This is a genomic window from Pseudarthrobacter sp. NBSH8, from assembly GCF_014217545.1.
Lineage (GTDB): Bacteria > Actinomycetota > Actinomycetes > Actinomycetales > Micrococcaceae > Arthrobacter.
The window spans coordinates 3,553,872-3,576,289 of record NZ_CP043178.1; the positions used below are offsets into that span (position 1 = coordinate 3,553,872).

The window sequence follows — 22,418 nt, forward strand, 5'->3', positions numbered from 1 at the left end:
GTTTTTGTCCAGATAACGCCCTCAATTCCCCTTCCACGCGGCGTTATCTGGACAAAAACTTCCTTCAGCACACCCAAAATCGGGCTTCACCAAGCTCAGCCACCGAAAAACACAGACTTTCAAGGAGTACACAATGACGAAGATGCGCACCGTTGACGCTGCCGTCGCGATCCTGGTAAAGGAAGGCGCCATCGAGGCCTTCGGCCTGCCAGGCGCGGCAATCAACCCGTTCTACTCGGCCATGCGTAAGAACGGCGGTGTCCGCCACACGCTGGCCCGCCACGTTGAGGGCGCCAGCCACATGGCCGACGGGTACTCCCGGGCCCAGGACGGCAACATCGGCATCTGTATCGGCACCTCCGGCCCTGCCGGCACGGACATGATCACCGGCCTGTACGCGGCCTGGGCGGATTCCATCCCCATGCTCTGCATCACCGGCCAGGCCCCCGTGGCCAAGCTGCACAAGGAAGACTTCCAGGCCGTGGATATCCAGACCATCGCCGCCCCCGTCACCAAGATGTCCATGACCATCATGGAACCGGGCCAGGTTCCGGGCGCCTTCCAGAAGGCCTTCCAGCTGATGCGCTCCGGCCGGCCGGGCCCGGTCCTGCTGGACCTGCCGTTCGACGTGCAGATGGCCGAGATCGAATTCGACATTGACGCCTACGAGCCCATCGTGGTCCAGAAGCCCACGGCCTCCCGCAAGCAGCTGGAGAAGGCCCTGGACATGCTGACCGCAGCCGAGCGCCCGCTGATCGTGGCCGGTGGCGGCATCATCAACGCCGGCGCCTCCGCGCAGCTGGTGGAACTGGCCGAACTGCTGAATGTTCCGGTCATCCCCACCCTGATGGGCTGGGGCACCATCCCGGACGACCACGTCCTGATGGCCGGCATGGTGGGCCTGCAGACCAGCCACCGCTACGGCAACGAGACCATGCTGGCCTCCGACTTCGTGATCGGCATCGGCAACCGCTGGGCCAACCGCCACACTGGCGGCCTGGACACCTACACGGCTGGCCGCAAGTTTGTGCACATCGACATCGAGCCCACCCAGATCGGCCGTGTGTTTTCGCCGGACCTGGGCATCGCGTCCGACGCCGGTGCGGCGCTGGACGGGCTGATTGAGCTGGCACGCGAGCGCCAGGCAGCGCAGTCCCTGCCGGACTACTCCGGCTGGGTTGCCGAGTGCACTGCACGCAAGGGTTCCCTGCAGCGCAAGACGCACTTCGAGAACGTGCCGATCAAGCCGCAGCGCGTGTACGAGGAAATGAACAAGGCGTTCGGCAAGGACACCACCTATGTGTCCACCATCGGCCTCTCGCAGATCGCCGGCGCACAGATGCTGCACGTCTTCGGCCCGCGCAAGTGGATCAACGCCGGCCAGGCAGGCCCCCTGGGCTGGACCGCCCCGGCCGCCCTGGGCGTGGTCCGCGGCAAGCCGGACGAGACCGTGGTTGCCCTGTCCGGTGACTACGACTTCCAGTTCATGATCGAAGAGCTGGCCGTGGGCGCGCAGTTCAACCTGCCGTACATCCACGTGGTGGTGAACAACTCGTACCTGGGCCTGATCCGCCAGTCGCAGCGCGGCTTCGAGATGGAACAGAACGTGTCCCTGGCGTTCGAGAACATCAACTCCACTGATCTCTCCGCAACCGCAGCGGGGTACGGCGTGGACCACATCAAGGTGGCCGAAGGCCTGGGCTGCAAGGCCATCCGCGTGGAAAACCCGGCGGACCTGCCGGCCGCGTTCGACAAGGCCAAGGCCCTGATGGGCGAGTTCAAGGTTCCCGTGGTGGTTGAAGTGATCCTGGAAAAGATCACCAACATCTCCATGGGTGTGGAAATCAACGCTGTGAACGAGTTCGAGGACCTGGCCGAACGCGGCGAGGACGCCCCCACCGCGATCATCGCCCTGCTGGACTAGTAAGAAACCGATAGGAGGTACCGGAATGCGTGTGGTCATCGCCCCGGACAAGTTCAAGGGCTCGCTGTCCGCCCCCGACGTCGCCAGCCGCCTGAGCGCGGGACTGCAGTCAGTTGTGGCGGACCTTGAGACCACACTCATTCCGGTGGCCGACGGCGGCGAGGGCACCCTCGACGCCGCCGTCGGCTCCGGCTTCACCCGCCGGAGCGCCACCGTCACCGGCCCCACGGGCCAGCCGGTCCGGGCCGACTTCGCGGTCCGCGGCCGGGAGGCCGTGATCGAAATGGCCGCAGCTTCCGGGCTCGCGCTGCTGCCCTCCGTCATCCAGGGCGGCGGCCCGGACTCCGCAACGGCTACTATCGCAACGAGCCTGGGCACCGGCGAACTGATCCGGGCCGCCCTGGACCTGGGCTGCCGCAAGTTCATCCTGGGTGTGGGCGGCAGCGCCAACACCGACGGCGGCGCCGGCGTACTTCAGGGCCTCGGGGCAGTGCTCCTGGACGCCGAGGACAACGAGCTCCCCGGCGGCGGGGCCGCGCTGGCCCGCCTGGACCGGATCGATTTCTCCGGCCTGGACGTCCGGCTGGAGGATTCCCGCTTCACCCTGGCATCCGACGTCGACAATCCCCTTCTGGGGCCCAGCGGCGCCGCCGCGATCTTCGCACCGCAGAAGGGCGCGGCACCGAGTGACGTCGTCGCGCTGGACGCGGCGCTGACGAACTTTGTCTCGGTCCTTGCCGGCGAGATCGGCGTCCGCGCCGAGCATGCCGCCGTCGCACCCGGCGCAGGTGCAGCCGGCGGTGTCGGCTACATTGCCATCGCGGCGCTGGCCGCGGCACGCAGGCCGGGCATCGACGTCGTACTCGAATTCACTGAACTGGAGCAGCGGCTGGCCGGCGCGGACCTGGTGATCACCGGCGAAGGCAGCCTGGACGAGCAGAGCCTGCTCGGCAAGACCCCCATGGGGGTGGCCCGCGCCGCGGCGCGCGCCGGAATCCCCGTGATTGCCGTCTGCGGCCGCAGTACGCTGAGCCCGGAACAGCTTGCGGAAGCCGGGTTCAGGGCAGTTCACGCCCTGACCGATTTTGAGTCCAATGTAGAGAAATGTATGGCCGAAGCAGGCCCGCTGCTTGAAGAATTAGGTAAGCACATCGGAGTGCACCTGCCCGCGAGTGCAGCGCGTACCGACACCAAGGAGAACGTCCATGTCTGAAGAAACCACCCCGGCGGCCGGCTCGTTTGACCTCGTCATCCGCGGCCAGCGCATCCTCACCACCGCAGGCATCACCGCCCGCGAAGTAGGCATCCGCGACGGCGTGATCGTCGCCATCGAACCGTTCGGCAACGGCCTCACCGGCGCGCAGGTCATCGACCTGGCCGACGACGAAACCCTCATCCCCGGCCTCGTGGACACACACGTCCACGTCAACGAGCCCGGCCGCACCGAGTGGGAGGGCTTCGCCTCCGCCACCCGCGCAGCCGCCGCCGGCGGTGTCACCACCATCATCGACATGCCGCTGAACTCCATCCCGCCCACCACCACCGTGGAAGGCCTCAAGCTCAAGCGCGAAGTGGCCGAGGACCAGGCGTTTGTGGACGTCGGCTTCTGGGGCGGTGCCGTACCGGGCAACAAGAAGGACCTCCGCGGCCTGCATGACGAGGGCGTCTTCGGCTTCAAGTGCTTCCTGCTGCACTCCGGCGTGGACGAATTCCCGCACCTCGAAGCGGACGAGATGGAGGAGGACATGGCCGAGCTCAAGTCCTTCGACTCCCTGATGATCGTCCACGCCGAGGACTCCCACGCGATCGACCGCGCCCCGCACCCCGGCGGCGACCACTACGAAACGTTCCTGGCCTCCCGCCCGCGCGGCGCCGAGAACAAGGCCATCGCCGAGGTCATCGAGCGCGCCCGCTGGACCGGCGCCCGCGCCCACATCCTGCACCTCTCGTCCTCCGACGCGCTGCCCATGATCGCGAGTGCAAAGCGCGACGGCGTCCACCTCACCGTGGAGACGTGCCCGCACTACCTCACCCTGATGGCCGAGGAAATCCCCGACGGCGCCACCGCCTACAAGTGCTGCCCGCCAATCCGTGAGGCCTCCAACCGCGAGCTGCTCTGGAAGGGCCTGCAGGACGGCACCATCGACTGCATCGTCTCGGACCACTCCCCCTCCACCCTGGACCTGAAAGACCTGGAAAACGGCGACTTCGCCGTGGCCTGGGGCGGCGTCTCATCACTGCAGCTGGGGCTGTCCCTGATCTGGACCGAGGCCCGGCACCGCGGCATCACCCTGGAACAGGTGGTGTCCTGGATGGCGGAGAAGCCGGCCGCACTGGCCCGCCTGCACAACAAGGGCCAGCTTGCCCTCGGTTACGACGCGGACTTCTCCATCTTCGCGCCGGACGACGCTTTCGTCGTCGACGTCACCAAGCTCAAGCACAAGAACCCCATCACGCCCTACGACGGCAAGGCGCTCTCCGGCGTCGTCCGCAAAACGTTCCTTCGCGGCAACGAGATCGACGGCCGCACGCCCAGCGGCAAGCTGATCCGCCGCGGCGGCGTCTGAGGCGCAGCGCGATGGCCGTAAACGTCCACGCCCCCTACCCGCGGCCGCGCGCCGGCGTTGGCTTCAGCCCGGGAGCTCGTCCCGGCCCTCAGCCAGGGCTTCAGCCGCGCGGCCTGGCGGTGTGGCTCCAGCCGTGTGAAGGCCAGGAGATCGACCCAGCGGTCTGGGCCCAGGCTGCCCAAGCGGTCCTGGCACGTGCCCGGCAGCTCGCTCCGGAAGCCGGAATCCACCTGTGGACCGCGGCCGGAACCGGAACTCCCGGCGTCGAAGGTTCGGACGCTGCAGCCGCTGCCGACCGTTCAGCCGTTTTCGACGGCGCTGACGTTTCGGGAACGGCGTCCGGCGCCGGAAACGGTCCTGCCGCCGTCGCCGCACCGCTGGTCTCCCCGCCGGTCTCCCTGGCCGGGAGGCGCAGCGTCGTATCTGTGGATCTGGCTGCGGACACCGTCCTGCTGGACGGTGTTCCGGTCAGCCTGACCTTCATGGAATTCAGCCTCCTGCGGTACCTCGTGGAGAACCAGTCGCGTCCGATTAAACGTGAAGAACTGCAACGCGTTCTCGAGTCGCTGGACTGCCCCGGCGCCGCATTCCGCTCCATCGACGTGTATGTTGGCCGCGTCCGGCGCAAGCTGGGCTCCGCCCGCCACGCCATCGCCACGGTGCGCGGTGGCGGCTACCAGTTTGTGCCCGGACCGGGCAGCACTGTCCGCGGACCCGCGGAATACTGCATCTAGGCAGTGCGTTGCACCCATAGATTTGATCGTCGGCCACGGCGGTTGCCCCACAAGTCAAGGATCCTCACATGACCCAGAAACTCCTCGCCGGAACCCAGGCCCCCGATTTCGCACTGCTCAACGCAGACGGCCACAAGGTCTCCCTCTCCGATTACCGCGGACGCAACGTCATTGTGTACTTCTACCCGGAAGCCGCCACCCCCGGCTGCACCACGGAGGCCTGCGACTTCCGCGACAACCTCGCCAGCCTGCAGTCCTCCGGCTACGAGGTCCTGGGCATCTCCCCGGACGCGCCTGAGAAGCTGGCGGCCTTCACCGGCGACTTCGCCCTGACGTTCCCGCTGCTCTCCGACCAGGACCACGCCGTGGCGCTCGCCTACGGCGCCTGGGGCGAGAAGCTCGTGAACGGCGAAGTGGTTGACGGGCTGGTCCGTTCCACAGTGGTGCTTGACGCCGAAGGCAAGGTCACGCTCACCCAGTACCAGATCCAGGCGCAGGGCCACGTCGCAGCGCTCAAGGCAGAGCTCGGCCTCTAAGCTTCGCCGGCCTGACACGCGCAAGGCCCCAGCCGAGCGGACGCACGACGGCGGGACCTCCCGCCGTCGTAGCTGCTTGTTGCGGGTTATTTATTTCGTCCGCGTGCGGCCACGTGCCAGCGGTCCACGATTTTGCCGCCGCTGACCACGGTGACGTCGTCGACGAGGTTCATGGCGATGCAGACGTGATTGGGGACCACACGCAGCCGGTCTCCGAGAGCCGGCAGCGTTGCCTCTTCCGGCCATACAACGGTGGCGTGGTGTTCTGACAGTGCGGTGATCCGGGCTTCCGGATGGTCCAGGAGCCGCCCGAATCCGGTGGTCCAGCCGGGCCGGTCCCCGCCGAGGATCTTGCTGCCGGAGTCCAGGATGACCCTCCGCGGCATGAGGTCAGTGCCTTCATGGCGGCTGACGACTGTTGCCGCGATGGTCAGTGCGATGTCTTCGGCCGCACAGCGTTCCAGTTCCAGTTGTTGGGCGTCTCCGAAAACGTATACGCCGGGCCGGACTTCCGTGGCTCCGGAGTCGCCGGCGGTGAGTGTGGCGGTGGGTGTGGATCCGCCGCTGCGTTGGGCGATGGGGAAACCTGCCGCGGTAAGCAGGCCTGCGGCTTCGCCGAGGGCCAGCCGTTCCTCGTCCATAGCCTTCAACGGCATGCCCGGAGCATAGCTGTGCCCTGGAAACGTGAAAATCCCCGTGACGCGCAGCCCACCCCGCGCTGCGGCCTGGGCGACGCCGACGACGGCGTCGGGTGCTATCCCGCTGCGGTGATGGCCGCTGTCGATCTCCAGCACCACTTCAATCTCCCCGACGGCACCGCCCAGTGACGCGGCCATGGTTTCGGCTGCTTCCCGTGAGTCCAGTCCAACTGCGATCCTGGCTTTTGCTGCAAGACGCCGGAGCCGTTCAGCCTGCCGGGGACCGACCCAGAGAGGATACGCAATGAAGATATCTTTGGCCCCGTGCTCTGCAAAGACTTCGGCCTCTCCGAGGGTGGCCACTGTCAGCCCGACGGCTCCGGCTGCCAGCTGCATTTCAGCGATTTCGGGGACTTTGTGCGTCTTGACATGCGGCCGAAGGTGCAGGCCCTTTGCACGGACGGCGGCTGCCATGCGGTCGATATTTCGCTGGAGCACGTCCCGGTCAATGATGATCTCAGGTGTGTCGATTTCGGCTGGGATGGTCATCTTGACACTCTACGTGGAAAGAGTCATCGCATACTCTCTGTATACACACTGACCGTCGATCCGGACTGCAGAAGTTGTAATGCGCAAACCAGAGCTGGAGTTCCTCCCGCCGCCGTCAGCTGACGTTTAGCTGGGCCCCGGATTTTTCGGCGTACCTATTGCCTCGGGGCAGGGGCTTCAGGCACACTGACTACAGATCCGCAGGAACAAATGCTTCCGCAGATCCAGCCCGCCGGACAATTCGGCCGGCCACCGCCCCATCAGAGATGCCGGGCAACCCCTCCTGGAACCACCGCTTTCCGCTACCCCGGGTGCACCCGGCCCCGGAAGCCTGTGCGAACCCCAGAGTCCCGGGATCCCGCCGAGAAAGAGACCACCATGATCAAGCGCCACTCTGACCTTGTCCTGGCAATCACAGCCCACGATCCTGACACCGTCGAAAACGACCTCAACACCGCCGTGGAAATGGCCCGCGAACACGCCATGACGGAAAGCCGCCACGGCATCCTGGTCACACAGCACAGTTTCACCAGCTACACCGTCGCCGTCAGCCGCGATGTCCCGTACGGGCAGACACACGAAAGGCGCGAACAGGCCCGGCAATAAGGCGAGCGGACGACGGCGGAACCTCCCGCCGTCGTCCGTTTGCGTTTAGGGCCGTTCCTCCGGTGCCGACCGGCCGGCCTCGGAGGGCGGTAGTTTGGTGGCATGACGGAAAGCTACCGCTACGACGTGGAGGTCCTGCATCTGCTGGTTTCTCCGGCGCATGCGTACTTCGGCCGGGCCCGCGAGGGTGCCGCGGAGGTCCCCACCACGGATGCCGCGCGAGCCGAACTAGTGGCGGGCAAGGGCATCGTGGGTGACCGGTTCTTCGGCAAGGCCGCGCACATGGACGCGGCAGTCACGCTGTTTGCCATTGAGTCCCTTGAGGCCATCGCCGCAGAGCTGGGAACGGGGCCGTTTGACCCGCTCCTGACGCGGCGCAACGTTGTGCTCCGAGGGGCCCATCTGGCCCCGTTGCTGGGACACGATTTCACCCTGGAATCCCAGGGTGACCTGGTGCGCCTGACGGCCGGGCGGCCCGCACACCCTTGCGTCTGGATGGATGAGATGCTCGCCGCGGGCGCGCACAAAGCAATGCGCGGGCGCGGCGGCGTGCGGTGCCGGGTAATTTCCGACGGCGTCCTGCACCGCGGGCCGGCGGTGCTGGTCAGCCCCGTGCCGCTCGAGCCCAGGCGCGCCGGCGAGGCCACGGTTTTGCGGGCGTCGCGGCTGCCCTAGCTTAACGGCACCCTGGTGAGAGAGTGGGCCGCCTGCAGGTCAGACGTGCTGATCCACGAGCACCGGATTACCGTCGGGATCCACAACGATGAAACTGCCCGGCCCGGTTGTAGCTTCATCGGCCTCAGAAACGAACTCCGCGCCCTGTGCCTTGAGTTCCCGCTGGAGGTCGCGCACATCAGTGAAGGAATCCAGTGCTTCCGCGTTCTGGCTCCAGCCCGGGTTGAACGTCAGCATATTCTTCTCAAACATCCCCTGGAAGAGGCCAATGACGGTCTCGCCGTTCTTGAGGATCAGCCAGTTCTGCGTGATGTCGCCGCCAAAACTCGTGAAGCCGAGTTTCTCGTAGAACGCAGCCGACGCCGCGATGTCCTTAACGGTGAGGCTGATCGAAGAGGCGCCGAGCTGCATGGGTAACTCCACTCATAGTGGGACGGATGCTCCGATGATACCGACAGGCGCACGCGGACGACGGCGGGCGGTCCCGCCGTCGTCCGCGTACGTTAAGCAGCGCTCCCCCGCATTATTTCTCCTCTGTGGGTCCTTCGCCCTCGGTGGTCAGTGGACCCGCCTCCTCGGACTCAGGCACCGCATCGTGGTGCGGATCTTCTCTGTGGCGGGCTTGCTCGAGGTGCTGCTCTAATTTTTCCTCCGACTGCCGGCGGCGTTGACCTACGGTCCGCATTTGTTGCGTTGTCGGCGCGGCGTGGGCGTGCTGGTGCGGGCCGTGCTCCTGCGGGCCGTCAGCGATTTTTTCACTCATACTGAAATCGTCCCACCGCGAGTCAGTGTCGGGAAGACGCCACTTCATGTCCAACCCAACGACATGTCCAACCGAATGACGGCGGGAGGTCCCGCCTGCGTCCGCTTGTCACTGGCGCACCGCGGATTGCCGGGCTCCGGGGTTGCGATCACCGGCGGCAGAACCCGGAGGCAGACTGAGGCCAGCACTGCGCAGGGTGCAGGCGAACGCTGGTCATGGGCACCCCGTCAGGCGGTGGAGTGGAGGAGCCGTTCCACCCCGTCCTCTCCCAGAGACAGCCCGGTGTGAACAAAATCCGGATCGCCGCTACCTTCACGCCGCGCTGGGAGCTGGCGCCCGTTCCCGCACGCTCCCGGGTTTGGTTCCGTAGGCCAATGTGGCGGTTCCCAGTCCTGGTGTTCACTCTTGTAGTGCCGGCCAGTGGGTGATATCCAGCCAGGCGGTTCGTTCTTGGTGCCTGGCGTGGGTTTCCAGGCGCTCGTGTGTCTCAAGCGGTGATGTTTGGGGCAGGGCTGACCCAAATTCGACACGCCGGTGGTTCCGCCCTTGGCCCAGGCAAGGAGGTGATCTGCTTCGTTGTCCAGTGAATGGTTGGAACATCCAGGGAAGGGGCACTTGCCGTCACGTAGCCGGAGCCAGTTCCGCATGGCCTTGGTGGGACGGTAGTTGGCGCGGCCGATCTCGAGTGGCGCCCCGTCGCGCGGGTCAACAAGGACCCGGTAGAACGAATCGGCCCCGTTCGCCACGAGGGCCCTGGCCATCGACGCCGGGATAGGACCGTAGCCGTCAAGCATCGCCGGTTCCTCGGTGGCGCCGAGCAGGGAAAACACAGGGACCGTCACGAGGACGTGAGCCCGCGGTGGCGGAACCTGCCCGGGTTCATGTCCTGCCGGGTTCCCGCTGCCGAGGATGGCCGCGGCGAAGACGTCGGCCCGGAGTTGCGTGAGGGTGCGGGGCTCGTCCGGCCCCTGCAAACCCCGGGCGATCGCAGTGCTCCGGTTCCAGATCCCGGCCGCCTGGTCCGCGGGGAGGTAGGCCGAGAGCCAGGCCATCCCGTCCTGATCCGGGGCGTACTCGACCCGACGGTCCAGGACACCCTTTGCGTGCCGCTTCTCGATACTCTCCGTATGGTGGCGTTCGCGCCAGGTACGGGCCCTGTGACGGAACCGGGACGCTGGCATTTCCCCTGCGGGACAACCAGCGGCCGCGTTCGGCGCATCCGGGTCCAGAAAGTGGGCTTCCAAGGCCGCGGCACCGGCCGGGTCAAGGGTTGCGGCTTCATCCACCATGGCCCGCGCGTGCTGCCACGAAATATTGCCCGCCTGCAGCGCGGACAGGGTCAGCGGCAAAGCAGTAGTGAGCATTTGTGACTGGTACAGCAACGCACCCGCAGCCCGGTCGCCGATGGTCAGCGCGCACGCGACCTCCGCGGTCACCGCCATCTCCTGCGCCTGCACCGGCGCACCCGGCGAAGCGACAGCTTGGACGGTGTCCGCATATTTCACAGCGGCCCGGGCCTTCAGGGCAGCCATCCGCGCCTCCACTCCCGCGGCGCCGGAGAGGACGTCCAGGCACCTATCGCCCAATCCACCCAAAAGTTCAGCCTCCGATGACACTTCAGAACCAGACCCGCCAGCCCCGTTCAGGACGGAATTCAGCACAGCAATGGCGGCAATGATGTCCGCATATGCCTTCACCACCGCCGCGTTTCCCATGTCTCCATCATCTAGTGAGGGTCTGACATTTAAGCGAGAACGGATTTGGGGCGTGTGGCCAAAATGGGAGCCGGTCCTTGGCGATCGATGCAACCGCCCGGACCATTTCTCTGTTGTGAAACCATCGTCCCCGCCGGCCCTGGCCTCCCCGGACTGAGATACGAGTCGTGTCGGGATGGCGCCACGAACGACGGCGCGAGGCCCCGCCGTCGCACGACACGTGGAAGTATTCAGGTATGACTACCGATAATGATGCTGCCAACACTCCGGCGCCAATGGACTCACACGGCACCGACGCCTCGACCGAAGCCAGCCGCGGTTGGGACCACGTCGGCGCCATCATTGTCGATTCCACGCTCCAGCGCCGGCAGAACTACAACGAAACCGTCAAGCCTCGCGTCGAAGCCCTGGTCGCGGAATGGCCGGATGCCGCCACGACGAGCGGGTTCCGGCAGCACCTGAATACGGGGAAGCTCTCGGAAGTCATCGACTGGCCGTCGCCTGGCCGCCTGGCCCAAGTAGAGGACATCACGCGCGTGTTCGAGCGTCTCGGCATCGAAACGGTAGCGGAACTCCGCGGCGCGCTCAGTGATCAGACCAAGGGTGCCGTCCTTCGGGAAGCCTTAGCGGAGGTGCGGCACGTCAGTCCCAAAACGCTGGATTACATTGGCACGCTGAGCGGGATCTCAACGGCTGCGCCCGAGTAGAAGCCCCCTGCACCTCCCGGCGAACTGAAGCCTGTGAACGCGAGGAACAGCCTGGTTGGCAAGCGGTGGACCCGAATCCATTGAGTTCTGAGATTGGTGCGTTACGGTGAGCAGCACCATCAGTTTTTCAAGGGGGAAAAATGGAGTTTCCAGAAAAGCTCTCGGCTTTGGCAGCAAAGGTGCGCCAGCAGCGAGAAGTAATCCAGAGCGAAGAGGCAACAAAGAACGCGTTTGTGATGCCCTTCATTTCAACGATTCTTGGCTATGACGTCTTCAATCCAATGGAAGTGGTGCCGGAGTTCACCGCCGATGTCGGCCTGAAAAAGGGCGAGAAGATCGATTACGCGATCGTCAAAGACGGCGAAGTCCAGATCCTCATCGAGTGCAAGAAGTCCACCGAGCCGGTGAAAATCGAGCACGCGTCACAGCTCTTCCGCTACTTCGCCGTGACGAACGCGCGCATTGCGATCCTTACCAATGGCGAGGTGTACCAATTCTTCACGGATCTCGATGCTCCGAACCGGATGGACGCGAAGCCCTTCCTGGTCCTGGACCTCACTGATATCGATGAGTCCCTGATCCCGGAGCTGCAGAAGCTGTCCAAGGACGTCTTTGACCTCGACTCGATCATCAATGCCGCCGGTGAACTGAAGTACATCGGCGAGTTGAAACGGACATTGGCGGCGCAGTTCAAGGAACCGGAGGACGAATGGATCAAGTTCCTCACCGGCCGCGTCTACCCCGGCGCGTACACGCAGAAAGTGCGTGAGCAGTTCACGGCGCTAGTGACCAAAGCGTCCAAGCAGTTCCTCAACGACCAGGTGAACGAGCGTCTGAAGAAAGCCCTCGGCGCCCCGGGCTTCCCGCAGGCTGAGGACGCGGCCGCAAGTGTCACGAGCGCGCCGGTGGCGGAAGCCGACCTGGCAAACGCTGACTCCCTGGAGACCACCCTTGAGGAGATCGAAGGCTACCAGATCGTCCGCGCCATCGTCTGCAGCGAGGTCAAGCCCGCCCGCGTGGTCCAGCGCGATGCCAAGTCCTACTTCGCCGTGCTGCTGGACGATAACAACCGCAAACCGATCGCACGCCTGCACTTCAACCGGACGCAGAAATACATCGGGATCTTCGACGACAACAAGGAAGAAACGCGCGTCCCTATTTCCTCCCTCGAGGAGATCTACGAACACACCGAAGCCCTCCGCGCCAGCGTAAAGAGTTACCTCAGCGCGTCTCCCTCAATCAACTGAGCGGCCACGCGAGGCTTCGTGAAACTGGACAGGCGGACGACGGCGGGAAGTGCCGCCGTCGTCCGCTTGCGTTTGGTGCCGTTCCCTATGTAATGCCGCGCCGTTCGAGGTCAGGCCGCCAGTGGCACGTCGAAAAGCTGCTCGGCAAGCCGGATGAGGTGCCGGGGAGCGTCTGATTCATCCCCGCGGCGTCCGTTCCCGAGGAACACCGCCGTGCCGTTGAGGGTGTCGTCGAGAAAGACGCCCGCTTCGCGGATGAGCACTTCGGCCCGCGCGTTCTGGGGGAGGCGGGGCCCCGCGTCGTTCAAGTAGACATGCCAGTCTCTGCTGGTGATGGATTCGACGTTTCCTGCAACCAGTTTTTGCAGTGCCGCCATGACCGTGTCCACGGTTTCGATGCGCACCGGTTGAGTGAGGTGCGCCGGGACGATCAGGGCGTTGTATGTGGTGTTCATGGTCTTGTCCTTGCGACTGAAACGATGTTCTCAGCTGCGGCCTCAGGCCGGCAAAAAGTGGTGGCGGGCAGCCGAACGGGGCTAGGAGTCTCGCATCCGGCTGCCCGAGTTTATTAGCGCTGGTTTTTGCGCGGCTTTGCGAACAGAGTTTCACTGGTTTCGTTTTTAGCTTTTTTGTCGGCTCTTTTTTCGAGAATAGACTTTCCCGGCTTTTTGGCACTGACGCTCTTGGGCGATTTTCCTGACATTGGAATTACACCTTTCTTTGTTTGTATCTACCAGATACCATACACACTTATATTTTTTATGCTAGTTTCCCGAAAAAAGCACCACAAGGCGGTGAGAGAGGACTCCCTCGGGGCATACGCGCCGGCAGCGGGGCCCCGCAGGCGCGCTTTGCTGCCCCCACTGGCTGCCGTCGCGGCTTTTCGGATTTCCGGATTAAAAACTCCGTTAGGAAATGTAGATTTGCCCATCTGGCCGGGCGTCGACCTCTTGAGTTGACCGTCCAGAGTTTCGCTCCATAAATGCGTAGAGCACTCGCATGCTGATCAGGATATTTCGTGCTGCTATTCAGAACATTAATTCCCGGATGCGAAATTTCACCCCGCACAAGTGCGCATCCGTCGGCCGGCAGGGTTTTGTTACGAGGCCTACGCGGCACCCGCCAACCGCACCCTGCGGAGGGGTGAGTGGATTCGGATGCGGCCACCGTCTTGCGTGAGTTTTATTTCAGGGTCCGCGAGCACACCGGAATGCCCATGTCGACAGTGCAGCGTCTGGTCACGAACCTGACCTCCCAGGGATTCCTTGACCGCGAGGACGACTCCTACCGCATCGGACTGAGGATGGCCTTCTGGGCGGCCCCGGCGACCCGTGGAATGGAAGTTGTGGACGTCCTGAGCCCCTTGCTCAAGACCTTGCGGGACACCCCGGGTGAGACCTCGCGTTTCTTCAAATCGGAACAGCATAGCCGCGGGTGTGTGGCCATGCCGGTAACTAACCGTGTGCTTCGCCGCGAGATGCAGCTGGGCAAGATTGCCCCGCTTTATGCAGGTTCGGCCGGGCTGGACAATACGAGTGGCGTGGCGCAGCCGGAACGGTCGCCAGTTGGCGCCGATACTGCCAAACTGAGCCAATGAATGACGCCCTCTCACCCTCCCGCAGGCCAGGCATCCGGGCTGCGATGTTTGTTGATTTCGACAATGTCTTCACCGGCCTGCAGGCGCTGGATCCACTGGCGGCGAAGCGCTTTGCCGAAGACCCGAAGCACTGGGCAGACGCGTTGTCAGCAGGCGGTTCCGGGGAGGACGCCCGCAGGTTCCTGATCCGCAACTGCTACCTGAATCCGGTGGTGTACTCGAAATACAGAACATACTGGACCCGCGCCGGCTTCCGCGTGATCGACTGTCCGTCGCTGACGCAGCGGGGCAAGAGCAGCACGGACATCAATCTGGTGCTTGACGCAATGGATGCACTGTCCGGCAACGTTGGCATCGAAGAGTTCTTCATCGCCTCCGCTGACGCCGATTTCACGTCCCTGATCCAGCGGTTCCGGGCCGCTGACCGGATGACCACAGTCATCGCGGCCGGCGCCGTGGCTTTCGCCTACCGGGAGATGGCGGATAACGTAGTGGAATCGCACGACTTCGTCGCCATCCTCAACGGCTCAACCGTGGAACCGGTCCATACAGTGGCGTCCGGGAAACAGCCGGCTGTCCCGCCGGCGGGGAAGGCGAAAGCCAAGTCCGCCTCGCCCGCCATCCGTGAGGTCCTCGGGTTTGTCCGCGCCGCCCCGGGTCCGGTGAACGGCGCGATGGTGGCCCACCGGGCCCTCACGGCGGAGCCCTCCCTGAAGACAGACTGGGGCGGCTGGGGAAAGTTCGGGACCTGGGTGTCCCAGATCGGCCAGGGCGTCGAATACTCCCCGGCACAGGGTGGCTGGGTCTGGGACGCGAAGCGGTTTGCGAGCGAGGATCTCCCTGCGCCCGCTGACCTCCAGCCCGGCATCGAGGAGCAGGTCACCAGGGTCACGGATGTGCCCGCACTTTCAGCAGCCCAGTTCCGGCAGATGTTCCAGGCCATGGCAGCCAGGCTTCGCGAGCATCCCCTCAACCGCACCGAACTGTCCCGGCTGGTGCGGGATGACTGCGTCACCGCGGACCAGCCGGTCTCCCGCAACGCCGTGAGCTTTGTCCTTCAAGGCCTGGCCTACGTCAATTTCCCGCTCACCGACGAAGCGACGGCCGAAGGCCTGGCCGCAGCCTGGACCGCGAACGTGGAGGAACTCTGCCGGGTGGCGCTGCTGGAGTTCGACGCCGCCGAGAAACTCGCCGTCCGGCGCTGGGCCAGCGGCGGACTACTGGACGCTTAACAGCAGCTAAGGCGGGCGAAGTTTCTTGGTTGGCCCGGACAGCTTTTCGTGCAGCCTGAGAGAATGGCCCAATGGAGATCGCACTGGGACTTCTGGTACTTGTCGCAGTGGTCTGTGCCGGGAGTGCACTGGGCCGTAAGCTCAACATTTCCGTTCCGCTGCTGCTGGTCCTGGCCGGCGTCGCCGGTTCCTTCCTCCCCTTCGTTCCGCACATTGAGCTGAATCCGGAACTGGTCCTCGTGGGCCTGTTACCGCCGCTGCTTTACGCCGCGGCGCTGCGGACTTCCCTCTTCGATTTCGGCTCCAACCGCCGCGCCATCGGGCTGCTCTCGGTGGGCTATGTCATCTTCGGCACCATCGCCGTGGGCTTTGTGGTCTGGTGGCTGTTCCCGGAGATCCCGCTGGCCGCCGCGATCGCCCTCGGTGCAGTCCTGGCGCCGCCGGATGCGGTGGCCGCCACCGCCATCGCGAGGAAGGTGGGGATGCCGCGCAGGATCGTCACCATCCTTGAGGGTGAATCCCTGGTCAACGACGCCACCGCACTGATCTGCCTCCGTGCCGCAATCGCCGCCATCTCGGGGTCCGTGTCCGCAGCGGGGATCGCCGGGAACTTCCTGCTCGCGGCCGGCGGCGGGCTGGTGGTGGGCATGGCCGTCGCCTACGTGCTGACCGCGCTTCGCAAACGGATCCGGAACGTCGCGATCAACACCTCGACGTCGTTGATGGCCCCGTTCGTCGCGTACCTCCCTGCGGAAGCGATTCACGCCTCCGGTGTCCTCGCCGTCGTCGTTACCGGGCTGGTGATGGGCACCAAGGCGCCATCCATGCCCAACGGTGCCGCCCGGCTGAGCCAGCGCAGCAACTGGAACACGGTGCAGTTCCTTCTGGAAAACGCGGTGTTCCTGCTGATCGGGCTGCAGGTGCGGACCATCATCGAGGGCGTCCAGGACGACTCCCTTGGCGCTGGCCGGATCTGGGCCGGCTGCGCTCTGATCCTACTGGCGGTGCTGCTGCTCCGGCCGGTGTGGGTATTCCCGGCGACGTACCTGCCGCGGCTGATTCCGGCCGTGCAGTGGGACGACCCGGCACCGCCATGGCAGTTCGCGGCGATTGTCTCCTGGGCCGGGATGCGCGGGGTGGTCACCCTGGCCGCGGTCCTGGTGCTGCCTGCGGATCTGGAACACCGTCCGGTGCTGATCCTGGCTGCCCTGGTGGTGGTCGGCGGCACGCTGACGCTGCAGGGCTTCACTCTTCCGGCGTTGGTCCGGCTCCTGCGGGTCCAGGGCCCGGACCAGCGCGAGGACGCACTGAACCAGGCTTCACTGATGCAGCTGGCCACCGCTGCCGGCGTGGCCCGTCTGCAGGAACTGCGTACGGACGACGATCCGCCGGAGGTCGTAGCCATGCTGAAACGGCGCACCCAGGAGCGCGGGTTGGCTGCCTGGGAACGGCTCCGCCGGCCGTCGGCGGAAACGGCGACCCCCAGCGAGCGCTACGCCCGGCTGCGGCTTGCCATGCTGGAAGCAGAACGGGCCACGGTGCTGGAGCTGCGGCGCGGCGGCGCGGCGGCGCCTACGCCCGGGAGGTCCTGAGTGACGTCCTCGAGCGGCTGGACGTTGAGGAATCCATGCTGGACGTGGCGCTGGACGAGGTGGACACCTCCGGCGAGGGCGGCGGCGAAGGGGTCGCGAGGCCGGGCGGGGTGTGCGGCCACCTGGAGTCGGCCCGGTCCCTGGAGGTGCCCCTCGGCGCCTACTGCGCGGACTGCCTGCGGGAAAGCACGACGACGGTTCATTTGCGGATGTGCCTGGCCTGCGGCAACGTGGGGTGCTGTGATTCCTCGCCCGGAACCCACGCTTCCAAGCACTTCGACGGGACCCGGCACCCGGTCATGCGGAGCATCGAGCCGGGAGAAGACTGGCGCTGGTGCTACCAGGACGACCTGCTGGGGTGACGGCGGGAGGTCCGTTGCGGGGGGAGCTAACCTTCGGGCATCTGGATCACACCGAGCTGCTGCATCAGCCCGAGGTCGTCGCGGTCCGACCAGTGCTCGACGATCTTTCCGTTGTGGACCCGATGGATCGCCACCGCGGTCTCTCGTAGTTCGGCGCCTGTGGGAGGCAGCGGTCCGGGGAGGTCGCCCTCATGTCGACCGGTCGCCGTCAGCCTGGTGACCACTTTGTCCCCTTCGGCGACCTGGTCGTGAATCTCGTGTGTGCCCGGCGTCGCCGTCCAGAATATGCGGAAGGCCTGTTTCAGGCCTTCGCGTCCTGCCGGCAGCCCGGGGAAGGGCGGATTATGGTCAAGGTAGTCTTCAGCGACCAAATCATCCATCGCATCGATATTCCCGGCGTCGATCTCGGCGTAGAAGCGCCGCACGAGCGTTTTGTTGTCCTCAGATTCCACGGCCGTCCTTCCGTTTGTACACGGGGTTCGTACTCGGACCGGCTCATCTGTGCAGGCAGTCAAGTGTCCCGTGGCAGGCCAGTCTAAACCCGCGGGGCTGGCCATGGTAGGTGAAGCCGGCCGAGCTTCAACAGAGATCTCCCTGCAGCCGGGAAGCAGCCGAGCTGAAGCCCAAAGCGGTCGAGCTCTGGACAGGCGGACGACGGCGGGACCTCCCGCCGTCGTTCGTTTGCCTACGTGGCGGCTTCCGCGTCCGCCAGCCTGATCATGCGGAGCTCGCCAGCCACCCCGCGTGACGGCCAATAGTCATTTGCCATTTCCCTCACATGGCTTTGATCCGCCGCCGGGAAGATCTTCCCGAGCATCTCCGCCGAGTGGAGCAGCGCGATCAGTGCGGCGGTACGCGGATCGGAGGATCCGCCGCCGAGTGCGGCTTCGATCCTTTTCAGCAGCGCCGCCTCCGGAGCGTGGTCCTTCTCCGGGTAGCGTGTGGTCCTGAACAGGCCAAGGTGCCGTTCGCCCACACGTTCCACGATGCCCAGCGACGCCATGCCCTCATAGATGCGGTGCAGCTCAGCGCGGCTCTCCAGCATCGAGACCCACCGCTTGGGAGTGTGCGGGCGCGACTTGTCCCGGATGAGCTCCAGCTGGTGCTGGAAGTCCGTGTGCGGGGTGGCGCCGGTAGCCCTGACATGCTTCCCCTGTAGCTCGATTGCACCGAGCAGGTCCAGCTCGGCCAGGACCGCACCGGCCAATGCGGCCCTCAGGACGACCGCCGGCACGTCGGTCTGGCCGTCCTTGTCATTGGTGGCCAGGAGGAGCAGGGCCTGGGGAAGGCTTAGCTCCCCGCCGTTCTGAATGTTGGCATCCATATGATCATGGTCGCGCAGCGGGGCGCCCACCACAACGATGATTTACAAGCCGGAAACCAAAAACCCTATCCGCAATCGAAATTGCAGAGTACATTTAATGCAATCAGCCTTGCAGAGTGATGCACGTTACAGAGGAGGTCCGGTTTGGACACCAATGCGGTCGGTCTTGAAGACGGTACGGCAGGCGACAGCACGCCCGGAAACCTTACACATGCCTGGCTCGGCGACGTATTCCCCGACGTTCCGCTGTCCAAGGCCCAGAGCCGGGTGGTGGATGTCATCGGCCGCAATCCGCAGCTTTCCTCCTACGCCGACATCGCCGAAATTGCCCAGCGCGCCGATGTCAACAATTCCACGGTGGTCCGCGCCGCCCAGCATCTGGGCTACCGCGGCTGGCCCGACCTCCAGCGGGAACTGCGCTCCCGGTACCTCGTGATGATCTCCACCGAGGACACCCTGACCGAGCACGGCGAACACCGCAGCCCCCTGCACGACGCGATCAACCACGACATCGAGAACCTGCGCCTGACGCTGGACTCCAACACGGCCGACGACGCCGAGGCCGCCATTGCTGCCATGGCAGCCGCGAAGTCCATCACCGTCGTCGGGCTTGGCTCGTTTGCTGGGCCCGCCAGCGTCATGGCACACCTGGGTTCCACTATGGGCTACCCCATCACCTTGGAGAACCGCGGCGGCGTCCACCTCGCCTCCAGCACCAACACCCTTGGCCCCGGGGATGTACTGGTGGTCATCAACATGTGGCGCTCCATCCGGCAGATCATTGTCACCGCCGAGGCCGCGAAGCAGGCGGGCGCCACGGTCATTGCCATCAGCGACATGCGCCGCGGCCGCCTCGCAGCAGCGGCCGACCACCTCCTGGTGGTGGCCTCGGAAGGGATCTCCTTCTTCCAGTCCGTCACCGGCGCAAACTCCCTGGTCTATGGCCTGCTCGCGGGCATGGAGGCGGCGCACCCCGAACGCAGCCGCACCGCCATCCGCCGCACCCAGCAGCTCTGGAAAGACCTGGACATCTATCTCGACTGACCCCGGCACCACTGACAGGCCCCACACCGCATACCTTTCCCAGGAGTTTTTATGAACACCAGCACCCACCGCCGCGTCGCCGTCATAGGCCTCGGCGCCATGGGCGGAGCGATGGCCGCCACCCTCCACCGCGCCGGGTGGGACGTCACCGGTTTCGACCCGTCAGACTCCGCCCGGGCTGCCGCTTCCGAAGCAGGAATCGCCACCACCGCCGACCTCGCGGACGTCGCCGGAACCGCCTACGCGGTCCTCTCCCTCCCCGCGGCCAGCATGGTGGAAACCACTGTGCCCCAACTCCTGGCAGCACCCGGAACCGTCGCAATCATCGACACCACCACCTCCGAACCGGGCACCAGCAAGCACATGGCAGAGCTGGCGGAAGCACAGGGGGCAGCCTTCGTGGACGCGCCGGTGTCCGGCGGCCGCGACGGCGCCGCAACCGGATCCCTGAGCGCCTTCGTCGGCGCAACCGACGGCGCCCTCAAAGCGGCCGAACCTGTCCTGCTCGCCCTCACCGGCGGCAAGTACAGCCACATCGGCGGCCCCGGCAGCGGCAACGTGGTCAAACTCCTCAACAACGTCCTGGCCGCGGCCAACCTGGTCTCCGTGGGCGAGGCCCTCGGCGTCGCCAAGGCCTACGGCATCGATCCCGCCACGGCCGCCGCCAGCATCAGCGAAGCCTCCGGCGGCAGCAAAGTCTCCGCGAACATGTATCCGAACTGGGTCCTCAGCGGCACCCACAATTCGGGCTTCTCGCTGGGCCTGATGGCACGCGATGCCGCCCTCGCCGTGGAGGTCGCCGCGCAGATCGGCGAAAAGCCGGCACTGCTCGCCGCCGTCGCAGGCCAGTGGCAGGAGGCCTTGGCCGCCCTCGGGCCGCGGGCCGACTTCACCGAAATCGCCAGGACCGTCGCCCCGGCCATCACGCCCGCCGGCGCCCCCAGCACCAGCCCGGACAACTAAGCACCGCTCCCGTCGCTTAAGCAGCCACTCCCCCCAGCCCCGAAGGACCACCACCTTGAGCATCACCACAGCACCCGCCTCCTCCTCGGCAGCCACCGCCCGGGCCGTCCTGGACGCAGCCTTCCCAACCGGCCTCGGCTCCTTCGTTGACGGCAAAGTAGTCTCGGGCAGCGGCGAAAGCATCACGCTCACCGCGGCCGCCACCGGCGAACCCTTCGCCACCTACTCGGACCCCGGCGCCGAGGGTGCCAACGCCATCCTGGAAAGCTCGACGGCGGGCGCGGCGGCCTGGGCCGCGCTGAACGGCTTCGAACGGGCAGCCATCCTCCGCAACGTCAGCCGCGTCGTCGAGGCGCACGGCGAGGAACTCGCCATCCTCGAGTCGGCCACCACCGGAAAGCCCATCCGTGACGCCCGCGTCGAAGCCGCCAAGGTGGCCGAAATGTTCGGCTACTACGCCGGCTGGGCAGACAAGCTGACCGGCCAGACCATCCCCGTCCCCGGCAACTGGCACACCTACACCGAGCGTGTGCCGTGGGGCGTCGTCGTCGCCATCACCCCGTGGAACGCCCCCCTGTTCACCGCCGGCTGGAATTCCGCCGCCCCGCTGGCGGCCGGCAACGCCGTGATCGTCAAGCCCAGCGAATTCACCCCGGCCTCCTCGGTCCGTCTCGCCCAGCTGGCCCACGAAGCAGGGCTCCCCGCCGGCGTCTTCAACGTCGCCGCAGGGCTGGGCCAGACCGTGGGCGCCACCCTCACCACTGACCGCCGCGTCGGCAAGATCAGCTTCATCGGCTCCGTCCCCACCGGCCGCAGGGTGGCCGTCGCGGCAGCGCAGGCCGGCATCCCCGCCTTGTTGGAACTCGGCGGCAAGAGCGCCAACATCGTGTTTGCCGACGCCGACCTGGACCGGGCCGCGGACGGCGCCGTCTCGGCGATCTTCTCCGGTGCCGGTCAGTCCTGCGTCGCCGGATCACGGCTCCTCGTGGAGCGCAGCGTCCACGCCCAGTTCGTTGAAATGGTCGCCGAGAAGGCTGCCCGGCTGCGGCTCGGCGACCCGCTGAGCGCGGACACCGAGGTGGGCCCCATCATCACGGCCCAGCAGTTCGCCACCGTCAACTCCCTCATCGCGGCAGGAATCAACGACGGCGGCCGCCGGGTCACGGGGGCCGCGCTTCCGGACGCGCTGGCCGGGTCAGCGCTGGCCGGCGGGCACTGGGTCATGCCGACGCTGCTGGACGGCGTCACGCCGTCGAACCGGCTCGAAACCACAGAGGTCTTCGGCCCCGTGGTGGGTGCGGATGCGTTCGACACCGAGGCTGAGGCCATCGCGCGCGCTAACAACACCAATTTCGGCCTGGCCGGTGCGGTGTGGACCTCCGACGTTTCCCGGGCGCACCACGTTGCCCGCGCGGTGAAGGCCGGTACGTTCTGGATCAACTCCTACAAAACCATCCACGTGGCGGTCCCGTTCGGCGGCTTCGGCGATTCCGGCCACGGCCGTTCCTCCGGCCCCGGGGTCCTGGACGAGTACACCCAGACGAAGGCCATCTGGGTTCCCACGTGCGCGGCAGGTTCCCCCTTCCCCTCGCTGTCCTACTAAAGCGTCCTCCTCATGCGTCCAACTGAAGCAGGCAGGTACT

22 protein-coding genes and 1 pseudogene are annotated in these 22,418 nt (G+C 65.7%); 15 read left to right on the forward strand and 8 right to left on the reverse strand.

Annotation, left to right across the window (positions count from 1 at the left end; all coding sequences use genetic code 11):
- Positions 1-133: 133 nt before the first annotated feature.
- The 5 genes from gcl (at position 134) to bcp (ending at position 5,761) form a co-directional block, all read left to right on the forward strand.
- Entirely contained in the window at positions 134-1,924 is a 1,791-nt protein-coding gene (gcl, locus tag FYJ92_RS16495; protein ID WP_185261660.1) for a glyoxylate carboligase, read from the forward strand.
- 25 nt (positions 1,925-1,949) lie between these two features.
- Positions 1,950-3,137: a glycerate kinase gene (locus tag FYJ92_RS16500; protein WP_185261661.1), complete on the forward strand. Its 1,188-nt coding sequence runs from the start codon at positions 1,950-1,952 to the stop codon at positions 3,135-3,137.
- Positions 3,130-4,491 (forward strand): allantoinase AllB, encoded by a 1,362-nt coding sequence (gene allB / locus FYJ92_RS16505; protein ID WP_185261662.1) that lies wholly within the window; start codon positions 3,130-3,132, stop codon positions 4,489-4,491. The genes FYJ92_RS16500 and allB overlap by 8 nt, the downstream gene beginning before the upstream one ends.
- 11 nt (positions 4,492-4,502) lie before the next feature.
- The gene (locus FYJ92_RS16510; protein ID WP_185261663.1) at positions 4,503-5,225 is read left to right on the forward strand and encodes a winged helix-turn-helix domain-containing protein; all 723 of its coding nucleotides are present in this window, start codon (positions 4,503-4,505) and stop codon (positions 5,223-5,225) included.
- 68 nt (positions 5,226-5,293) lie between these two features.
- On the forward strand, positions 5,294-5,761 hold the full coding sequence (bcp, locus tag FYJ92_RS16515) for a thioredoxin-dependent thiol peroxidase (RefSeq protein WP_185261664.1): 468 nt from the start codon (positions 5,294-5,296) through the stop codon (positions 5,759-5,761).
- 86 nt (positions 5,762-5,847) lie between these two features.
- Here bcp and FYJ92_RS16520 read toward each other — a convergent pair whose 3' ends face one another.
- Positions 5,848-6,948: a D-TA family PLP-dependent enzyme gene (locus FYJ92_RS16520; protein ID WP_185261665.1), complete on the reverse strand. Its 1,101-nt coding sequence runs from the start codon at positions 6,946-6,948 to the stop codon at positions 5,848-5,850.
- Between the two features lie 333 nt (positions 6,949-7,281).
- Here FYJ92_RS16520 and FYJ92_RS16525 point away from each other — a divergent pair, with 333 nt between their 5' ends.
- The gene (locus FYJ92_RS16525) at positions 7,282-7,554 is read left to right on the forward strand and encodes a hypothetical protein (RefSeq protein WP_255482168.1); all 273 of its coding nucleotides are present in this window, start codon (positions 7,282-7,284) and stop codon (positions 7,552-7,554) included.
- 102 nt (positions 7,555-7,656) lie between these two features.
- Positions 7,657-8,229, forward strand: coding sequence for an MOSC domain-containing protein (locus FYJ92_RS16530; RefSeq protein ID WP_185261666.1), 573 nt, complete (start codon positions 7,657-7,659; stop codon positions 8,227-8,229).
- 39 nt (positions 8,230-8,268) lie between these two features.
- On the opposite strand, the gene FYJ92_RS16535 is transcribed toward FYJ92_RS16530, so the two are convergent.
- The 3 genes from FYJ92_RS16535 to FYJ92_RS16545 all read right to left on the reverse strand — a co-directional run bounded on the left by FYJ92_RS16535 (position 8,269) and on the right by FYJ92_RS16545 (position 10,707).
- Positions 8,269-8,640, reverse strand: a complete 372-nt coding sequence (locus tag FYJ92_RS16535; protein WP_185261667.1) for a VOC family protein — start codon at positions 8,638-8,640, stop codon at positions 8,269-8,271.
- 112 nt (positions 8,641-8,752) lie between these two features.
- Positions 8,753-8,992 (reverse strand): hypothetical protein, encoded by a 240-nt coding sequence (locus tag FYJ92_RS16540; protein WP_185261668.1) that lies wholly within the window; start codon positions 8,990-8,992, stop codon positions 8,753-8,755.
- Positions 8,993-9,219: 227 nt separating this feature from the next.
- Positions 9,220-10,707 carry an HNH endonuclease signature motif containing protein gene (locus FYJ92_RS16545; RefSeq protein ID WP_185261669.1) on the reverse strand — a complete coding sequence of 496 codons (1,488 nt, stop codon included), beginning with the start codon at positions 10,705-10,707 and terminating at the stop codon, positions 9,220-9,222.
- 236 nt (positions 10,708-10,943) lie between these two features.
- Here FYJ92_RS16545 and FYJ92_RS16550 point away from each other — a divergent pair, with 236 nt between their 5' ends.
- Together FYJ92_RS16550 and FYJ92_RS16555 are read left to right on the forward strand one after the other, a co-directional pair.
- Positions 10,944-11,414: a hypothetical protein gene (locus tag FYJ92_RS16550; RefSeq protein WP_185261670.1), complete on the forward strand. Its 471-nt coding sequence runs from the start codon at positions 10,944-10,946 to the stop codon at positions 11,412-11,414.
- Between the two features lie 140 nt (positions 11,415-11,554).
- A complete protein-coding gene (locus tag FYJ92_RS16555) occupies positions 11,555-12,661 on the forward strand; it encodes a type I restriction endonuclease (RefSeq protein WP_185261671.1) in 1,107 nt (368 codons plus the stop codon).
- A 110-nt stretch (positions 12,662-12,771) separates the two neighbouring features.
- On the opposite strand, the gene FYJ92_RS16560 is transcribed toward FYJ92_RS16555, so the two are convergent.
- Together FYJ92_RS16560 and FYJ92_RS19180 are read right to left on the reverse strand one after the other, a co-directional pair.
- Positions 12,772-13,116 carry a hypothetical protein gene (locus tag FYJ92_RS16560; protein ID WP_185261672.1) on the reverse strand — a complete coding sequence of 115 codons (345 nt, stop codon included), beginning with the start codon at positions 13,114-13,116 and terminating at the stop codon, positions 12,772-12,774.
- A gap of 113 nt (positions 13,117-13,229) precedes the next feature.
- A complete protein-coding gene (locus tag FYJ92_RS19180; protein WP_255482169.1) occupies positions 13,230-13,364 on the reverse strand; it encodes a hypothetical protein in 135 nt (44 codons plus the stop codon).
- Between the two features lie 507 nt (positions 13,365-13,871).
- Here FYJ92_RS19180 and FYJ92_RS16565 point away from each other — a divergent pair.
- From FYJ92_RS16565 to FYJ92_RS16575, 3 genes and pseudogenes are all read left to right on the forward strand, one after another.
- Positions 13,872-14,258, forward strand: a complete 387-nt coding sequence (locus FYJ92_RS16565) for a hypothetical protein (RefSeq protein WP_255482170.1) — start codon at positions 13,872-13,874, stop codon at positions 14,256-14,258.
- A complete protein-coding gene (locus FYJ92_RS16570; protein WP_185261673.1) occupies positions 14,255-15,490 on the forward strand; it encodes an NYN domain-containing protein in 1,236 nt (411 codons plus the stop codon). The genes FYJ92_RS16565 and FYJ92_RS16570 overlap by 4 nt, the downstream gene beginning before the upstream one ends.
- A gap of 71 nt (positions 15,491-15,561) precedes the next feature.
- Positions 15,562-17,444 (forward strand): annotated as a pseudogene (locus FYJ92_RS16575) (Na+/H+ antiporter).
- Positions 17,445-17,470: 26 nt separating this feature from the next.
- On the opposite strand, the gene FYJ92_RS16580 reads toward FYJ92_RS16575, so the two are convergent.
- Positions 17,471-17,896: an ester cyclase gene (locus tag FYJ92_RS16580; protein ID WP_185261674.1), complete on the reverse strand. Its 426-nt coding sequence runs from the start codon at positions 17,894-17,896 to the stop codon at positions 17,471-17,473.
- A gap of 233 nt (positions 17,897-18,129) precedes the next feature.
- On the reverse strand, positions 18,130-18,768 hold the full coding sequence (locus FYJ92_RS16585) for a GPP34 family phosphoprotein (RefSeq protein WP_185261675.1): 639 nt from the start codon (positions 18,766-18,768) through the stop codon (positions 18,130-18,132).
- A gap of 144 nt (positions 18,769-18,912) precedes the next feature.
- Here FYJ92_RS16585 and FYJ92_RS16590 point away from each other — a divergent pair, with 144 nt between their 5' ends.
- From FYJ92_RS16590 to FYJ92_RS16600, 3 genes are read left to right on the forward strand one after another with little or no spacing between them, the layout of a single operon-like run.
- Positions 18,913-19,812, forward strand: a complete 900-nt coding sequence (locus tag FYJ92_RS16590) for a MurR/RpiR family transcriptional regulator (protein WP_185261676.1) — start codon at positions 18,913-18,915, stop codon at positions 19,810-19,812.
- 51 nt (positions 19,813-19,863) lie between these two features.
- Positions 19,864-20,775 (forward strand): NAD(P)-dependent oxidoreductase, encoded by a 912-nt coding sequence (locus FYJ92_RS16595; protein ID WP_185261677.1) that lies wholly within the window; start codon positions 19,864-19,866, stop codon positions 20,773-20,775.
- Positions 20,776-20,830: 55 nt separating this feature from the next.
- Positions 20,831-22,378, forward strand: coding sequence for an aldehyde dehydrogenase (locus FYJ92_RS16600; RefSeq protein ID WP_185261678.1), 1,548 nt, complete (start codon positions 20,831-20,833; stop codon positions 22,376-22,378).
- Positions 22,379-22,418 lie beyond the last annotated feature (40 nt).

What these genes read in the sequence shown, in the direction of transcription:
- FYJ92_RS16550 (WP_185261670.1), top strand. Translation starts at nt 10,944, where the DNA reads ATGACTACCGATAATGATGCTGCCAACACTCCGGCGCCAATGGACTCA.
- FYJ92_RS16585 (WP_185261675.1), bottom strand. Translation starts at nt 18,768, where the DNA reads ATGGATGCCAACATTCAGAACGGCGGGGAGCTAAGCCTTCCCCAGGCC.
- gcl (WP_185261660.1), top strand. Translation starts at nt 134, where the DNA reads ATGACGAAGATGCGCACCGTTGACGCTGCCGTCGCGATCCTGGTAAAG.
- FYJ92_RS16595 (WP_185261677.1), top strand. Translation starts at nt 19,864, where the DNA reads ATGAACACCAGCACCCACCGCCGCGTCGCCGTCATAGGCCTCGGCGCC.
- FYJ92_RS16560 (WP_185261672.1), bottom strand. Translation starts at nt 13,116, where the DNA reads ATGAACACCACATACAACGCCCTGATCGTCCCGGCGCACCTCACTCAA.
- FYJ92_RS16535 (WP_185261667.1), bottom strand. Translation starts at nt 8,640, where the DNA reads ATGCAGCTCGGCGCCTCTTCGATCAGCCTCACCGTTAAGGACATCGCG.
- FYJ92_RS16540 (WP_185261668.1), bottom strand. Translation starts at nt 8,992, where the DNA reads ATGAGTGAAAAAATCGCTGACGGCCCGCAGGAGCACGGCCCGCACCAG.
- FYJ92_RS16530 (WP_185261666.1), top strand. Translation starts at nt 7,657, where the DNA reads ATGACGGAAAGCTACCGCTACGACGTGGAGGTCCTGCATCTGCTGGTT.
- FYJ92_RS16510 (WP_185261663.1), top strand. Translation starts at nt 4,503, where the DNA reads ATGGCCGTAAACGTCCACGCCCCCTACCCGCGGCCGCGCGCCGGCGTT.
- FYJ92_RS16545 (WP_185261669.1), bottom strand. Translation starts at nt 10,707, where the DNA reads ATGGGAAACGCGGCGGTGGTGAAGGCATATGCGGACATCATTGCCGCC.
- FYJ92_RS16555 (WP_185261671.1), top strand. Translation starts at nt 11,555, where the DNA reads ATGGAGTTTCCAGAAAAGCTCTCGGCTTTGGCAGCAAAGGTGCGCCAG.
- FYJ92_RS19180 (WP_255482169.1), bottom strand. Translation starts at nt 13,364, where the DNA reads ATGTCAGGAAAATCGCCCAAGAGCGTCAGTGCCAAAAAGCCGGGAAAG.
- bcp (WP_185261664.1), top strand. Translation starts at nt 5,294, where the DNA reads ATGACCCAGAAACTCCTCGCCGGAACCCAGGCCCCCGATTTCGCACTG.
- FYJ92_RS16570 (WP_185261673.1), top strand. Translation starts at nt 14,255, where the DNA reads ATGAATGACGCCCTCTCACCCTCCCGCAGGCCAGGCATCCGGGCTGCG.
- FYJ92_RS16520 (WP_185261665.1), bottom strand. Translation starts at nt 6,948, where the DNA reads ATGACCATCCCAGCCGAAATCGACACACCTGAGATCATCATTGACCGG.
- FYJ92_RS16500 (WP_185261661.1), top strand. Translation starts at nt 1,950, where the DNA reads ATGCGTGTGGTCATCGCCCCGGACAAGTTCAAGGGCTCGCTGTCCGCC.
- FYJ92_RS16565 (WP_255482170.1), top strand. Translation starts at nt 13,872, where the DNA reads ATGCCCATGTCGACAGTGCAGCGTCTGGTCACGAACCTGACCTCCCAG.
- allB (WP_185261662.1), top strand. Translation starts at nt 3,130, where the DNA reads ATGTCTGAAGAAACCACCCCGGCGGCCGGCTCGTTTGACCTCGTCATC.